We start from the raw sequence: 14,576 nt of genomic DNA, 5'->3' as shown, positions 1-14,576 counted from the left end.
GTGACGACGCGGGCAACGACGCGTTGCGTTCCGGGGACGCGGCCCCATATGCGTTGCGGCTCGGCCCCGGGGCTCGCATACTCGGCTCCACTCAAGCGTTATTGGGCCAGGCCGACAGGCCTCCGACGTCGTGATTCGCGTGGTTTCCAGCACGCACACGACGCCTTCTCCAGGGGGGAGGAGGAGGAGGGGGTCGGTCGACCCGAGACGTTCCCCGCAGTGTTCCTCGAGAGCTGCAGTCATTTTTCCGGCGAACCAGCCGTTCTCTCCGGAAGAGACCCGAACGATGGCCGACACGCGCGAGATCGAATTCCAGATCGAAGGACCCGACGAGGTCGTGACCGCAGAGGTGGTCGCGGACGAGGTGGTCGCCAAAATGCCGCGCGAGAGCGGTGTCCTCGTCGTCGAGGACGACCCCGACACGCAGTGGCGCCTGGCGAGGATGCTGACGGTGCACGGCGCGCGCGTCGTGGGCACCAGCTCCGGCGAGGCGGCGCTCGCGGTGATCGCGCAGTGGCCCGCGGACCTCGTGCTGATCGATCAGGGGCTTCCCGGCATCAGCGGGCTCGAGGTCGCGCGGCGCATCCGCCAGGAGCACCCCGGCATCCCGGTCGTGCTGATGAGCAGCGAGGAGAGCCACGACCTGCGCCTCGCCGCGAAGGTCGCGGGCGCGGCGCTGATGCTGATCAAGCCGTTCCGCGTCGAGGTGCTCTTCGAGCTCCTGCAGCGCCTGACGAACGCGGGCGCGGAGCTGGTCGAAGAGCTGGTGGACGGCGACGGCGAGCTCGCCCCCGCCGAGTGACCCAGTCGACTCGATGACGCGAGCCCCGCGGCCGAGAGGCGCGGGGCTCGCTCCGTTTCGTGGGTTCGCGGACCGAGCGCCGCGAGCGGTTTCCGTCCCTCGCTGAACGACCGGGGCGCTGCGAGCTTCGCTCGCGACGCTCTGTTACAGTCGGCGCGACGTGGGAGCCTCCTCGCCTCGCCCCGCGCGTGCAGTGTCGTTGCGCCGCGCTCTGACGGTCCTTCTCGCTGCGCTCGCGCTCGTCTGCGCGGGCACTGCGCTCTCCGACGCACCGATCGCCATCGGTCAGCTGCGCGGAGTAGGCGCGGCGATCATGGAGGTCTCCGAGGTCCGGCCCGGGATGCGCGGATACGGGCTCACCGTGTTCCGCGGCACGCAGCCGGAGCGCTTCGAGGTCGAGGTCATCGACGTCCTTCACGATTTCCGACCCGATCAGGACCTCATCCTCGTCCGCACCATCCATCCGATCCTCGAAGAGGCGCCGACCGTCGGTGGGATGAGCGGCAGCCCGATCTATCTCGAGGATCGGCTCGTCGGCGCGTACGCGTACGGATGGCCCTACGGCCGTCAGCCGGTCGCAGGCGTCACGCCGATCCGCAGCATGCTCGCGGAGATCGATCGCCCGGTGCGCCCCGACTCGTTCCCCGGCGCGATGCCGATGCCCGCGACGCGCGAGGAGCGATCGGGTCGCCGTGCTGCATCGCTCGAGCACCGCCTGCGCGGCGCGAGGCCGTACCTCGGCACCGAGCCGCGCGGCGCGTTCGCAGCGCTCGAGGAGCAGTCGCGCCGCCTCGCGATCCCGCGCACCGCGGCGACCAGCGGCGCGTCGATGATCCCCGTCTCGACGCCGCTGCTCGTCGGTGGGCTCGAGCCCTCCGTCGTCGCGATGCTGAGCGAGCACCTCGCGCCCTTCGGGCTCGACGTGCTGCAGGCCGGCGGCGGCGGGACGATGGCGACGACCACGAGCGGTCCGCCCGCGCGCTTCGTCGATGGTGGTGGCCTCGCGGTCACGCTCGCACGCGGCGACATCGCGTCGAACGTCGTCGGCACCGTCACCCACGTGCAGGGTGATCGCCTCGTCGCGTTCGGGCACCCGATGCTCGAGGCGGGCGAGACCGGTCTGCCCACCGCGGTCGCGCGCGTGCTGCACATCCTCGCGAGCTTCCAGCGCTCGTTCAAGATCGCCGAGCCCGTCGCGCCGGTGGGGGCGCTGGTGCAGGACCGACAGGCGACGATCGTCGTCGATCAGCAGCTGCAGCCCGCGATGATCCCGGTGCGCCTGCGCCTGACCGGCGTGCCCGACGCGCAGCGCAGCGAGTGGAACTTCGAGGTCGCGTCGCACCGCGCGCTCACGCCGCTGCTCGTGTTCACGAGCATCACGAACGCGGTGAAGTCGGTCGCGGCCGATCATGCCGACGTGATGTTCGACGCGACGAGCCGCGTGTGGATCGACGGGCGCACCACGCCGGTCGAGGTGCACGACGCGGGCTTCTCCGCGAGCGGTCCCGCCGCGTCGAGCGCGCTGCAGCAGCTGCGCGGCTTCGATCTCGTCGAGCTCGCGTTCGTGAACCCCTTCGTGGTCACGCGCCCGACGCGCATCGAGATCGAGCTCGCGATGCGCTTCGCCCACGAGACCGCGGAGATCGTCGATGCGTCGGTCGCGAGCACCGAGGTCGATCCCGGCGAGCGCGTGAACGTGCGCGTGGTGCTGCGTCGCTACGGCATGCCCGAGGAAGTGCGCATGGTGCCGGTGGACGTGCCGGAGAGCGCAGCCGGGCAGAGCATCTCGGTGATGGTGCAGCCGGGCTCCGAGGTGGAGGTCGAGCGGCCCGAGCCGCGCACGCTCGATCACGCGATCGATGCGGTGCGCGAGCGCTACGCGCGCACGTCGATGGTGGTGTCGACGCGACTTCCGACCTCGCGCGGATTGCGGATGGCGGGCCACGTCGTGCGCTCGCTGCCGGGCTCGGCGCTCGATGCGCTGCAGCAGGCGGGTGACTCCGATCGCGCGCGCGCGTTCGTGACGCACCGCCGCGCCGAAGTGCCCATGGACGTCGTGCTGAGCGGTGGAGCACGGGTGGAGCTGAGCGTGCGTCGCGTCGCGCGTGAGGCGGACTGAAGACAACGGACCGAATGAAGACCCGAGCCCGCGTTCTCCTGCTCACCGGTGCTGTCTCTCTGGTGTCGTCGATCGTCGTCGGGCTCGGTGCTTCGAGCGCAGGCGCGGTCGCGACACGCTCGTTCGATCTCGACGACGCGACGTCGCTCGCGGCCGGTGAGCTGCAACGCACCGCGGTCTACTCCGACGGACGCGTGACGCCGGGGCTCGAGCTGCGTCGCCTCGGTCTGCCCGACGAGGTCGCGCTCGTGTGGTCCTCGGCGCGCGCCGCCGACGGCACGGTCTACCTCGGCACCGGCAACGACGGTCGCGTGTTCCGGCTGCGCGGCGACGCGGTCGAGCCATTCGCGCAGACCGGTCAGCTCCTCGTGAGCGCGCTGGCGATCGGCGACGGTGGCGTCGTCTACGCGGGCACGCTCCCCGAGGGACGCATCTACGCGATCGATGCGAGCGGCGCGGTGCGCGAGCTCGCGCGGCCCGATGCGACCGAGCACGTGTGGAGCCTCGTGTGGGACGCGCGCCGTCGCGTGCTCTTCGCGGCGACCGGGCCCGAAGGTCGCGTCTACGCGATCGCGCCCGACGGGTCCGTCCAGACGTGGTGGGACTCGAGCGCGACGCACGTGATGAGCCTCGCGCTCGCCGACGACGGCGCGCTCTACGCGGGCACGAGCGACGACGCGATCGTCGTGCGCAGCACCGCGCCCGGTCGCGTGGAGGTGGTGCACGACTTCCCGGGCAACGAGATCACCTCGCTCGCATGGCGCGCGGGGCGTCTCGCGGTCGCGGCGAACGAGTTCCCCGAGGCGCCCGCGGTGTCGTCGGGCGGCGCGACGAAGCACAGCGCGACGAGCGCGCGCGCATCGCGCCCCCGGCCCGGCAAGGCGCGGGTGTGGACGGTCGGCACCGACGGTCGCGCCGAGCGCGTGTGGGGCCAGGAAGAAGGCCACGTCACGCAGCTGCAGCTCGCCGACGACGGAACGATCTACGCGGCGATCGGACACGACGGACGCGTGGTTCGCATCGCGCCCGATCGCACCAGCGCGGTGTGGGTCGACGTCGACGAGCGACAGGTGCTCTCGCTCGATCTGCTCGGCGCGCAGCCGTACCTCACCACCGGCGACGGCGCGGCGGTCTATCGCGTGCTCGCGGAGCGACCGCAGCAGGCGATCTGGCAGAGCAAGGTGCTCGACGCGGACTTCCCCGCGCGCTGGGGCCAGCTCACGTGGCGCGGGACCGGACCGATCGAATTCCAGACGCGCAGCGGCAACACCGAGCGCCCCGACGCGTCGTGGAGCGAGTGGAGCTCGAGCCTCTCGGCCCCCGGCCCGATCCGCAGCGGGGCCGCGCGTTTCCTGCAGATCCGCGCGATCTTCGGCAACGATCCCAGCGCGACGCTGCGCGCAGTGACCGCGTACTACCTGCCGCAGAACCAGCGCCCGGTCGTGACCGACGTCGGCACGAAGGCGCGCACCAAGCGCGGCGCGGCGAGCACGACCGAGGGCGCGTCGACCACGCCCACGACGCCCGCCGTGCGTGACCTCGACGCGCTCCCTTCGCCGTCGGCGAACGTCGGGCTCACGTGGCGCGTCGACAATCCGGACTCCGATCGCATCCGCTATCGGCTCCGCTATCGCGAGGAGAGCCAGCGCACCTGGCGCGACATCCTCCGCGAGCACGAGACGCTGAGCGCGACCGAGTACACGTGGAACACGAGCGCCGTGCCCGACGGCTGGTACGTGATCCAGGTCGAGGCGAGCGACGAGCTCGGCAACCCTGCGTCGCTCGCGCTGCGATCGACGTTCGAGTCCGAGCCGATCCTCGTCGACAACCACGCGCCCGTGATCGAGCCGCTCGGCGCCAGCGGTGCGCGCGTGACCGGTCGCGCGGTGGACACGGTCGGTCCGATCGCGCGGCTCGAGTACGCGGTCGACGGCGGCGAGTGGCTCGTCTTCTTCCCCGCCGACGATCTGCTCGACACCCGCGACGAGCGCTTCGAGCTCGACCTCTCGTCGCTCGCGCCGGGCTCCCACATCGTCGCGGTGCGCGCGACCGACGCGGGCGGGAACGTCGGCTCGGCGGAGATCGAGATCACGGTGCCGGGCGCGGCGCCCACCACGACGACCCCGCGGCGTCGAACGCGGTGAGCGCACCGACCGAGCCCGGCACGCGCCAGCGGCCGATCGATGCGCTGCGCGGATGGGCGCTGGTCGGCATCGCGCTGGTGAACGTGCCGTGGATCGGGTTCCGCGAGTCGCTGCTCTCGCTGCTTCGCGAGCCCGACGCGCTCGCGCCGATCGATCGGGTCGCGGCGGTCGCGGTCGAAGGGCTCTGCGAGGGGCGCTTCTATCCGATCTTCAGCGCGCTCTTCGGCTTCGGCACCGGGCTGCTGCTCGATCGCGGCCTCGCGATCTACGCGCGGCGCATCGTCGCGCTGCTGATCTTCGGCGTGCTGCACGCGACGTTCGGGTGGTGGGGCGACGTGCTGCTCAACTACGCGCTCGCCGGCATCGTGCTCGCGCTGATGGCGCGGCTCGGACCGCGCGTGCTCTTCGCGCTGGCGCTCCTCTTCTTCGCGCTCGCGCAGGGGCTCTCGCTCCTGTTCGACACCTGGATGTTCCAGGCCGACGACGCCGCGGCGCTCGCCGAGCACGCCGCGTACGTCGAGCGCGAGATGCGCGTCTATCACGACGGCACGTTCGCCTCGATCTCGCAGCATCGGTGGAGCGAGATGCTCTCGTACTTCGCGACCTACAACCTCAGCTACCGCGCGAACGTGCTCGCGATGGCGACGCTGGGCCTCGCGATCGAGCGAAGCGGGATCCACACGCGTCTCCACGAGCACCGCGCGCGCATCGGCGTGCTCGCGCTCGCGGCGATCGCGCTGGGCATCGGGCTCGGCGTCGCGGTGATGCTCGTCACCCCCGTGCTCTATCTCGCGTCGGGCGACGTGATGGCGATCGGCTACGCGCTCGGGTTCCTCTGGATCGCCCTGCGCGATCCCGACGCGCGCTGGCTCGCGCCGTTCGCCGCGGTCGGGCGCACGTCGCTCACTTGTTATCTGGTGCAGACCCTCTGCTTCACGCTGTTCTTCTACGGCTACGGGCTCGCGATGTACGGCGCGCTCGGGCCCGCGCAGGGGGTGCTGGTCGCGCTCGCGGTCTACGCCTTCGAGGCGACGGTCGCGATGCTGTGGCTCCGGCGCTATCAGCACGGGCCGTTCGAGTGGCTCTGGCGCGCGCTCACGTACCTCCGCGCGCCCGCGATGCGACGGATTTGACGCACTGCGGCCACGAAGAAACGACGAATCGCGCCGCAGGACCGCGTGCTACGCTCACGCGCTGGGCTCATGGCCGAGCGCGATCGCCCCACGCGTCCGATCGATGAAGCGAGAGCGCTTCACCCGCGCACCGGCACGTCGACCGGCGTGATGGACGCGGGCGCGGTCGAGAACGCCCCTGCGGGGAAGGGCGGCTCGGACTCGCGCGCGGTGCGCCGGCCGTCGCGCATGGACGTGCAGCAGGCCGCGCCGCTGCGACCGGGGGTCGTGGTCGCGGGCCGCTATCGCATCGAGCGGCTGATCGGCGTCGGCGGGATGGGCGCGGTGTACGAGGCGACGCAGGTCGCGATCCAACGCCGGGTCGCGCTCAAGGTCGTGCGCGCGGACTTCGCGGGCGATGCCGCGATGGCGGCGCGCTTCCAGCGCGAGGCGCGCGCGGCGAGCGCCGTGCACCACCCGAACGTCGTCATGGTGCACGACTTCGGGCAGGACGTGGACGCGACGCTCTTCATGGTGATGGAGCTGCTCTCCGGCGAGAGCTTGCTCCAGCGCATGCGTCGCGACGGCGCGCTCCCACCGCGCGAGGCGGTGCGCATCGCGATCGAGGTGCTCGGCGCGCTCGAGGCCGCGCACGAAGCGGGTGTCGTGCACCGCGATCTCAAGCCCGACAACGTGCTGCTCACCGAGCCCTTCCTGCCCGGCGCGGGCAAGCTCAAGGTGCTCGACTTCGGCATCGCGCGGATCGTCGATCGCAGCGGCCAGACCGGCGGCGCGCAGCGTCAGAGCGACGCGGGGCTGACCGAGGTCGGGCAGATGCTCGGCACGCCGCGCTACATGAGCCCCGAGGCGGTCGCGCGGCTGCCGGTCGGTCCCGCCGCGGATCTCTACGCGCTCGGCGCGATGCTCTTCGAGATGATCGCGGGGCGTCCGGTGTTCGCCGAGCGCGAGCCGGTGATCCTGATGGGCCATCACCTGCGCACGCCCGCGCCGCGCCTGCGCGACTCGGTCACGTCGGGGCTCTACGTGCCGCGCGCGCTCGACGAGCTCGTCGACGCGCTGCTCGCGAAGCTGCCGACCGAGCGCCCCAACGGCGCGGCGGTGGTGCGCAAGGCGCTGCTCGATCTGCTCGCCGATCCCCTCGCGTTCGAGCCTCCGCCCGAAGAGGTGCACGCGAAGATCTTCACGCCGCCGCCCGCCGAGCTCGTGAGGCCCGAGCAGTTCGTGCGCGGCCGGGGCCCGCTGCGCCGCGCGCTGCGCTTCGTGCCCGTCGTCCTGCTCGTCGGTGGCATCGGCACGATGCTCTACTTCCATCGCGTGCGCCTCGAGCAGCGACGCGCCGAGGAGCAGAGCCGCATCGGCGTGATCGCGCGCGAGCCTGCCCCGGTGGAGACGCCGGTCGAGCGACGCGTCGAGCACGTGCGCATCACGCTCACCGGCGCCCCCGGGAGCGCGAGCTTCACGTGGGACGGCGCGCCGATCGAGGGCCCCGTCTTCGACGTTCCGTTCGACGGGCTCTCGCATCGCCTCGAGGTGAGCGCGCGCGGCTATCGCCCACGACAGGTCGACGTGATCGCCGACGGGCCGCACCAGCTCGACGTCTCGCTCGAGCGGGCGCGCCGAGGCGCCCCGCGCGCGGAGCGCTGATGCTCAAGGCCGCGCAGCGCGGACCGAACGGTCTGGTCATGCTGCTGGGGCTCTCGTCGGCGAACCTCGAGCGACTGCGTGGAGGCGAGGCGATCCAATTCCACGCCGACGAGGTCGAGCTCGGCACGGGGATCTTCGTCATCGCGCACGATCGTGATCCGCAGGTCCCGATCTATCGGGCGCACGTCGGCAGCGCGGCGCGCGCGCTCGTGGTGCTCCCGGATGCGGCGCTCGCGACGCTGCGTCGTGGCGAGCTCGTGGAGATCGATCTGCTCGCGCTCGGCGCGACCGAGCGTGGCTCGGTGATGATCTTCCACGGCGAGACCGAGGCCTCGATGCTCGAGCAGCTCGCGCGCCACGGCATCGTCACGACGGACACGCGGGTGCGCCGGCCGCAGCGCGACGACGGCTTCGGCCTCGTGCCCACGCTCTGCGCCGGCCTCGGCGCGGCCGCGAGCTTCTATGCCGCGATCGTCGACCACAAGGGGCCGCTGCTCGTCGTGATCGGCCTGATCCTCTTGGCCTTCACGATCTGGGGCCTGTGGCGCATGCGACGCTGATCACCTCTGGATGCGCGGCCGCTCCGCGCCCATGCTCTGCCGTCGTGACGATCGCCGAGGTCCGCGAGCGCACCGATCCCGAAGATCCGCTGGCGATCCCGGCCGCGCCGATCATCGAGTGGTTCCGCGTCGACGCGACGCGCCGCATCGCGAAGCTCCTCGCGATCGGCGCGACCGGCATGCTCGCGGGATCGGTCTCGATCGCGCGGCTCGTGATGACCGCGCCCCACGTGGTGCGCTACGCGACGCGCTCCCCCGCGCGTTACCCGGTGCTGTGGCCCGAGAGCAGCGTCGCGCCGACGACGTTCCTCTGGGCCGCGCTCGGCTTCACGCTGGTCGTCGGCTGTGGGCTCGTCGCGATCCTCGGCCTGCGGCGCGTGCTCAGCGAGGAGAGCTACCTCGCGCTGCGCGTCGACGGCGTGCTCTTCGTGCACGGCGAGGCCCGTCGATTCGCGCGCTGGGAGGACATCGACGACGTCCGCCACGACGCCGAGCGCGACGCGATCGTGCTCGTGATCGACGGCGACGATCCCTGGGTGCTCGACGCGCGCTTCGCGGGCGGATCGAACGCGGAGATCGCGAAGAAAGCGGTGACGGTCCGACGCCGCGCGCTCTTCGGGCTGTATCCGACGCGCACGCGCGGTTGACCCTTTCGCCGCGGGGTGGATACGCTCGCGGCGTGCGACGCACAACCGCCGCGATCCTCGCGTCGTCGATGCTCTCGCTGCTCGTCGTCCCAGCGCTCGCGCGGGCGCAGACGACCACGCCGGTGTCGACGACCGCAGAGCCCGAGGGGACCGGCGCGACCGTCGAGGAGCCCGACGCCACGCGCCTCGACGTGGAGCGGCTGCCTCCGGAGGCGATCCGGATCACCCGCGATCTCTACGCGCACGGCTTCTTCATCGAGGCATCGGTCGGCGGGCGCGGGTTCATCGGGGGCATCGGCGACGTGTCGAGCCCCGGGCCCTTCGCGGCGATCGGCTTCGGCTACGAGCTCTTCGACTGGCTCTTCGTGCGCGCGATCGCGGACCTCTCGATCCACGAGACCGCGGCGCCCGCGCCGCCCGACACGACGGTGTTCGAGCTCTTCTCCGCGCTCGGCGCGGTGAAGCTGCAGATCAATCCGACCGCGGAATTCGCGCTCTGGCTCGAGGGCCAGGCGGGCATGATCATCGCGACCAACGACGTGCTCGTGCTCTACGGGCTGCAGGACGCGACGAGCGTGGGCTTCGCGTGGGGCGCGGACCTCGGGGTCGATGCGCACTTCCACAGCCGCCACTACTCGATCGGTCTCCACGGTGGCGTGCGCGGCGCACCTTCGCTCGACGGGTTCGACGGCGAGATGGCGATCGGCGTGCAGGGAGCAGCCTACCTCCGCTACGTGTTCTGATCGTCGTGAGCCTCGTTCCGGTTCTCCTCGTCCACGGCATCTGGGATCGCGCCGCGGATCTCGCAGCGCTGCAGCGCGGGCTCGAGCGGCGCGGCATCGCTCCGGTGCGCGCGATGGATCTGGTTCCGAACGACGGACGCGCGCCGATCCTCGTGCTCGCGGAGCAGGTCGCGTCGCGCGCGTCGGAGCTCGCGCGCGAGCACGGCACCGAGCGCGTCGACGTCGTCGGCTTCAGCATGGGCGCGCTGGTGACGCGCACGTACGTGCAGCGCCTCGGCGGCAAGGCGCGCGTGCGTCGCTTCGTGTCGATCTCGGGCCCGCATCGCGGCACCGCCACCGCGTTCGCGCTCCCCTTCGCGGGCACGCGCGACATGCGCCCCGGCAGCGCGTTCCTCGCGCAGCTCGAGTCCGATGCCGACCCGTGGGGCGACGTCGAGGTGCACGTGCTCTACACGCCGTTGGATCTGATGATCGTCCCCGCGACCTCGAGCCGACTGCGCGGCGCGCGCAGCGAGACCGCGATGAACGTCGCCCTGCACCGCTGGATGATCGAGGACGAGCGCGCGATCGAGCGCGTGGCCGCGATCCTCCGCGCGTGAGCGTCTCCACCCGCGCCGCACCGTGCCGCGCAACGCGTGGGTGTGCACTGCACATCACGTCGTGAACCTCGAGCCCCGTGGGCGTCGCATGGGCGGCGCATGGGCGGCGGCGCGAAAACGTGTGCGTGTGGCGCGAAACGGCATCGGCACGGCGAGTGCTCAGGGCGGGTCGCAGCGAGCGCCCTCGCGCCTCGCGCCATCAGGAGCTTGCCGTGACCATCGATCGTCCTCTTCGCACTCGTCTCGCTTCGTGCCTCGGCCTCGCGCTCGCTCTCGCGGCCTGCGAAGGCGATCCTCGCGCGACCGTCTCGCTCGGTGACGGAGGCGTGGGCGACGACTCGGACGCGGCGATCGGTCCGCGCTCGCTGCCGGCGATCGAAGATCCGTCGCAGCTCTTCGGGGGACCGCCGAACGTGCCGCCGCGCACCTTCGAGCAAGAGGCCGAGCCGGTGCGCGCGCTCTTCGTCGAGGAGTCGGATCTCGCGCTCGGCCGTGCGTGGGATCCCACGAGCCGTGGCCTCGGTGAGCGCTGCGTGCGGGGTGCCGAGGTGCTGATGCCCGACCCCGCGGGCGGTGTCGCGAGCTGGGCCTCGAACCGCGCTGCGTCGGCGGAGGATCTCGGGTTCGCCGCGATCCCCATCGGCCCCGAGATGACGCCGCCCGCGCAGCTCGAGGAGGTGCTCGAGGGCATGGGCCTCGAGCTCGCGCTCACCGAGGATCTGCGCACCTCGGCGCGCTGGGGCGAGGCGCGCCTCGCGGACGATGCCGAGCGGGTCGAGGGTTGCGACGGGCCCGTCGTCGCGCGTGTCGTGCTCGAGCAGCGCCGCTTCACGCGCCTGCGCCTCGCGTTCGTGTCGCGCGCGGACCACGAGTCGTTCGTCGCGCGCCACCCCGGCCTGCGCCTGCTCGACGTCGTCATGGCGGAGGGCCAGGAGCGCGAGCAGCTCGAGCGCGAGCTCGCGGGCCGCGCGCAGCTCGAGGTCTGGCACATCCAGATCGGCGGCGATCGCCTCGCGACCGAAGCGGTGCTGCGACGCCATGCGTGCTCGGTGACCGAGCTCGCGCAGTGCGACGCGCTGATGAGCGACCTCGAGCGCCTCGCGGAGAGCGAGCTCGCGGCTCCGCAGCCCGGCGATCGTCGCGGCTGGATCGCGACGCGCGGCGTCGCCGAGTGATCAGGGTTGGCTGCCGACGGCGTCGTCGCGCGAGGGAGGGCGCTCCTCGCGGTGCAGTCTCGGCAGCCGCTCTCCGCGCCGTGCCGCGCTGCACATGCCGTCGGCGATCGCGAGCGCTTCCTCGAACAAGCGCTCGCGCCCGACGCCCTGCTGCATCGCGCGGCCGAGCATGAACGCGACGTCGACCATGTCCGCCGCCGCCGCCGCTGCTGCCGCGCCGTGGAGCTCCGAGACGCCGTGCACGCGCGCGTACTCGGTCGCGTACTCCGCGAGCGCTTCGGCGATCGCCGCCTCGCCCTCGGGATCGACGTCGTAGGTGCGCTCGCGCGGGAGCCTCGCGAGCGCGTCGGTGAGCGGGTCGCTCGGCGGCGCATCGCCGGTGTCGACCGGCGCCGCTTCACCCGCGACCGGCAGCACGCTCGGCTCGCGCGCATCGATGCCGCGGCGCACCTGCTCGAGCGCGACCATCGCCTCGATCACCGCGAGCCGCTGCACCACGTCGGTGTCGCGGTTCAAGAGCGGAGGGAGCGCGCGCAGCCGCTCCGCGTGGTGCACGAGGATCTCCGAGCCCTCGGCCTCGAGCACCAGCGGGAGCACGCGACGAATCGCGTGATCGGCGGCGAGGAAGCGCAGCCGCTCGGCATCCCCACGCGCGGTGCCGGCCCAGTCGATCGCATCGAGCGCAGCCTGCTCGTCGGCGCCGAGGAAGGGCCGCAGCGACTCGCGGTACGCGAAGATCACGGGGTGCAGATCGGCGTCGGGCGCGGCTGGCGCCAATGCCGGCGCGGGCTCGGGGCGCGGCTCCTCGACCAGCCCCGCGCGGCGCGCGTTGCGCGGCCCGAGGAGCGCGACGCATCCGCTGCTCGCGATCGCCGCGACCACTGCGATCAGCACGTGAGCCCTGCGTACTGCCATGCTCCCCCACGGAACATCGTATCAGCGGTCGTCTCGCGTTGATACGCGCTCGCTTCCACCCCGGACCGGCACCAGAATGGCGACCGCATGGACGAGCATTTCGACTGGATCGTGATCGGGTCGGGGTTCGGCGGCAGTGTCTCCGCGCTTCGTTTGAGCGAAAAGGGCTATCGCGTGTTGGTGCTCGAGAAGGGCAAGCGCTTCTCGCAGGCCGACTTCCCGAAGACCAACTGGGACGTGCGCCGCTGGCTCTGGCGCCCCGAGGTCGGCCTCCAGGGCATCTTCCAGATGTCGTTCCTCTCGCACGTCACGATCCTCCACGGCGTCGGCGTCGGCGGTGGATCGCTCGTCTATGCGAACACGCTCCCGCAGCCGAAGGACGGCTTCTTCCAGAACACGTCGTGGGCGCACCTCGCGGACTGGAAGAAGGAGCTGCTCCCGCACTACGCGACCGCGAAGCGCATGCTCGGCGCGGCGACGAACCCGACGGTCACGCCCGGTGATCGCATCCTCAAGTCGATCGCGAAGGACATCGGCAAGGAGAAGGACTTCCACTCCACCGAGGTCGGCGTCTTCTTCGGCACGCCCGATCAGGAAGTGCCGGACCCCTACTTCGGCGGCGACGGCCCCGCGCGGGTCGGCTGCAACTACTGCGGCGCGTGCATGACCGGCTGTCGCGTCGGCGCGAAGAACACGCTCGATCGCAACTACCTCTATCTCGCGGAGAAGCGCGGCGCGAAGGTCGAGCCGGAGACCGAGGTCACGGCGGTGCGCCCGCGATCCGAAGGGGGCTATCGCGTCGAGACGAAGCACACGTTCGGCAGCAAGAAGCGCGTGTTCACCGCGGACAAGGTGATCTTCTCGGGCGGCGTGATGGGCACGATCCCGCTGCTGCTCAAGATGCGCGAGGACCCCGAGGCCTTGCCGAAGCTCAGCGAGCACGTCGGCGACTTCGTGCGCACCAACAGCGAGGCGCTGATCGGCATCATCGCGCCCGGTTGGAAGGAAGACTTCAGCAAGGGGATCGCGATCACGTCGATCCTCGAGACCGACGAGCACAGCCACATCGAGCCGGTGCGTTACGCCGAGGGCTCGGGCTTCTTCCGCACGATGGTGCTGCCGCACTCGCCGGGCTCGAACGTGCTCACGCGCATCGGTGGCTCGGTGCGCAGCTTCTTCCGCCAGCCCGCGCTCTGGCTGAAGGCGCTCACCGTCGGCGACTTCGCGAAGGCGAGCCAGATCCTGCTCTACATGCGCACGCTCGAGGGCACGCTCTCGCTGCGGCTGGGCCGCAGCGCGTACACCGGGTTCCAGCGCGGGCTCGTCAGCACGCTCAGCCCGGGCAGCGAGGCGCCTGCTGCGTTCATCGAGGAGGCGACCGATCTCGCGCGTCGCTTCGCCGAGAAGGTCGGCGGCGTCGCGATGACGATGCTCACCGAGACGCTCGCGGGCACGCCGACGACCGCGCACATCCTCGGCGGCGCGTGCATGGGCCGCGACGCCAGCGAGGGCGTGATCGATCGCGACCACCGCGTGTTCGGCTACGACGGGCTCTACGTGATCGACGGCTCCGCGATCAGCGCGAACCCGGGCGTGAACCCCTCGCTCACGATCACCGCGCTCGCGGAGCGCGCGATGAGCAAGATCCCCGCGAAGAACGCGCAGCGGGAGCTCGCGAAGAGCGCATGACGACCGCGACGTTCCCCGTGCAGATCTACTACGAGGACACCGATCACTCGGGCCTCGTCTACCACGCGAACTACCTCAAGTACTTCGAGCGGGCGCGCGAGCACCTGCTCGGCGTCGAGGAGCTCGTGCGGCTGCTCCACCAGGACGGCGTCGGCTTCGTCGTCTACAAGTGCGAGCTCACGTTCAAGCAGGGCGCGGTGTTCGGCGACACGCTCGAGATCCGCAGCACGCCGCGCATGGAGAGCGGGTTCCGCATCGTGTTCCAGCAGGACGTGTGGCGGCGCGGCGAGCTCCTCGTGCAGGGCGTCGTGCACATGGTCTGCGTCGACGCGAACAAGAAGCTCGTGCCGATCCCCAAGAGCGTGATCGATCGCGTGCAGGCGGGCGCGTGAGCGCGCGGAGGCGT

The 14,576-nt window shown here is 71.6% G+C and carries 13 protein-coding genes; 12 read left to right on the top strand and 1 reads right to left on the bottom strand.

What is annotated here, in order from left to right; translation table 11 throughout:
- The first annotated feature begins 286 nt into the window (after positions 1–286).
- From I5071_RS22195 to I5071_RS22150, 10 genes are all read left to right on the top strand, one after another.
- The gene (locus I5071_RS22195) at positions 287–802 is read left to right on the top strand and encodes a response regulator (protein WP_236607515.1); all 516 of its coding nucleotides are present in this window, start codon (positions 287–289) and stop codon (positions 800–802) included.
- A gap of 199 nt (positions 803–1,001) precedes the next feature.
- Positions 1,002–2,921: a SpoIVB peptidase S55 domain-containing protein gene (locus I5071_RS22190; protein ID WP_236607514.1), complete on the top strand. Its 1,920-nt coding sequence runs from the start codon at positions 1,002–1,004 to the stop codon at positions 2,919–2,921.
- Positions 2,922–2,935: 14 nt separating this feature from the next.
- Positions 2,936–5,065, top strand: a complete 2,130-nt coding sequence (locus tag I5071_RS22185) for a hypothetical protein (RefSeq protein ID WP_236607513.1) — start codon at positions 2,936–2,938, stop codon at positions 5,063–5,065.
- On the top strand, positions 5,062–6,198 hold the full coding sequence (locus I5071_RS22180; protein WP_236607512.1) for a DUF418 domain-containing protein: 1,137 nt from the start codon (positions 5,062–5,064) through the stop codon (positions 6,196–6,198). The genes I5071_RS22185 and I5071_RS22180 overlap by 4 nt, the downstream gene beginning before the upstream one ends.
- 69 nt (positions 6,199–6,267) lie before the next feature.
- Positions 6,268–7,842, top strand: coding sequence for a serine/threonine-protein kinase (locus I5071_RS22175; RefSeq protein WP_236607511.1), 1,575 nt, complete (start codon positions 6,268–6,270; stop codon positions 7,840–7,842).
- On the top strand, positions 7,842–8,402 hold the full coding sequence (locus tag I5071_RS22170) for a hypothetical protein (protein WP_236607510.1): 561 nt from the start codon (positions 7,842–7,844) through the stop codon (positions 8,400–8,402). Before I5071_RS22175 ends, I5071_RS22170 begins: the two co-directional genes overlap by 1 nt.
- 44 nt (positions 8,403–8,446) lie before the next feature.
- Complete coding sequence (locus I5071_RS22165; RefSeq protein ID WP_236607509.1) at positions 8,447–9,049, top strand: hypothetical protein; 603 nt, start codon at positions 8,447–8,449, stop codon at positions 9,047–9,049.
- Between the two features lie 32 nt (positions 9,050–9,081).
- Complete coding sequence (locus I5071_RS22160; RefSeq protein WP_236607508.1) at positions 9,082–9,792, top strand: hypothetical protein; 711 nt, start codon at positions 9,082–9,084, stop codon at positions 9,790–9,792.
- 5 nt (positions 9,793–9,797) lie between these two features.
- Positions 9,798–10,391 (top strand): lipase family alpha/beta hydrolase, encoded by a 594-nt coding sequence (locus tag I5071_RS22155; protein ID WP_236607507.1) that lies wholly within the window; start codon positions 9,798–9,800, stop codon positions 10,389–10,391.
- 212 nt (positions 10,392–10,603) lie between these two features.
- Complete coding sequence (locus I5071_RS22150; RefSeq protein ID WP_236607506.1) at positions 10,604–11,566, top strand: hypothetical protein; 963 nt, start codon at positions 10,604–10,606, stop codon at positions 11,564–11,566.
- Here I5071_RS22150 and I5071_RS22145 read toward each other — a convergent pair whose 3' ends face one another.
- Complete coding sequence (locus I5071_RS22145) at positions 11,567–12,481, bottom strand: hypothetical protein (RefSeq protein WP_236607505.1); 915 nt, start codon at positions 12,479–12,481, stop codon at positions 11,567–11,569.
- 87 nt (positions 12,482–12,568) lie between these two features.
- Between I5071_RS22145 and I5071_RS22140 the strand changes: the two genes are divergently transcribed.
- Together I5071_RS22140 and I5071_RS22135 are read left to right on the top strand one after the other, a co-directional pair.
- A complete protein-coding gene (locus I5071_RS22140; protein ID WP_236607504.1) occupies positions 12,569–14,170 on the top strand; it encodes a GMC oxidoreductase in 1,602 nt (533 codons plus the stop codon).
- On the top strand, positions 14,167–14,562 hold the full coding sequence (locus I5071_RS22135) for a YbgC/FadM family acyl-CoA thioesterase (protein WP_053232150.1): 396 nt from the start codon (positions 14,167–14,169) through the stop codon (positions 14,560–14,562). Before I5071_RS22140 ends, I5071_RS22135 begins: the two co-directional genes overlap by 4 nt.
- The last annotated feature ends 14 nt before the right edge of the window (positions 14,563–14,576 follow it).

This window comes from Sandaracinus amylolyticus, assembly GCF_021631985.1.
GTDB classification, from domain to species: domain Bacteria; phylum Myxococcota_A; class Polyangia; order Polyangiales; family Sandaracinaceae; genus Sandaracinus; species Sandaracinus amylolyticus_A.
Note: the sequence above shows the minus strand (reverse complement) of the source record. Positions and strands in the feature narration are given on the sequence as shown.

Bases quoted from the DNA above. Each gene is read 5' to 3' on its own strand.
- I5071_RS22145 (WP_236607505.1), bottom strand. From the start codon at position 12,481: ATGGCAGTACGCAGGGCTCACGTGCTGATCGCAGTGGTCGCGGCGATC.
- I5071_RS22170 (WP_236607510.1), top strand. From the start codon at position 7,842: ATGCTCAAGGCCGCGCAGCGCGGACCGAACGGTCTGGTCATGCTGCTG.
- I5071_RS22140 (WP_236607504.1), top strand. From the start codon at position 12,569: ATGGACGAGCATTTCGACTGGATCGTGATCGGGTCGGGGTTCGGCGGC.
- I5071_RS22195 (WP_236607515.1), top strand. From the start codon at position 287: ATGGCCGACACGCGCGAGATCGAATTCCAGATCGAAGGACCCGACGAG.
- I5071_RS22185 (WP_236607513.1), top strand. From the start codon at position 2,936: ATGAAGACCCGAGCCCGCGTTCTCCTGCTCACCGGTGCTGTCTCTCTG.
- I5071_RS22135 (WP_053232150.1), top strand. From the start codon at position 14,167: ATGACGACCGCGACGTTCCCCGTGCAGATCTACTACGAGGACACCGAT.
- I5071_RS22175 (WP_236607511.1), top strand. From the start codon at position 6,268: ATGGCCGAGCGCGATCGCCCCACGCGTCCGATCGATGAAGCGAGAGCG.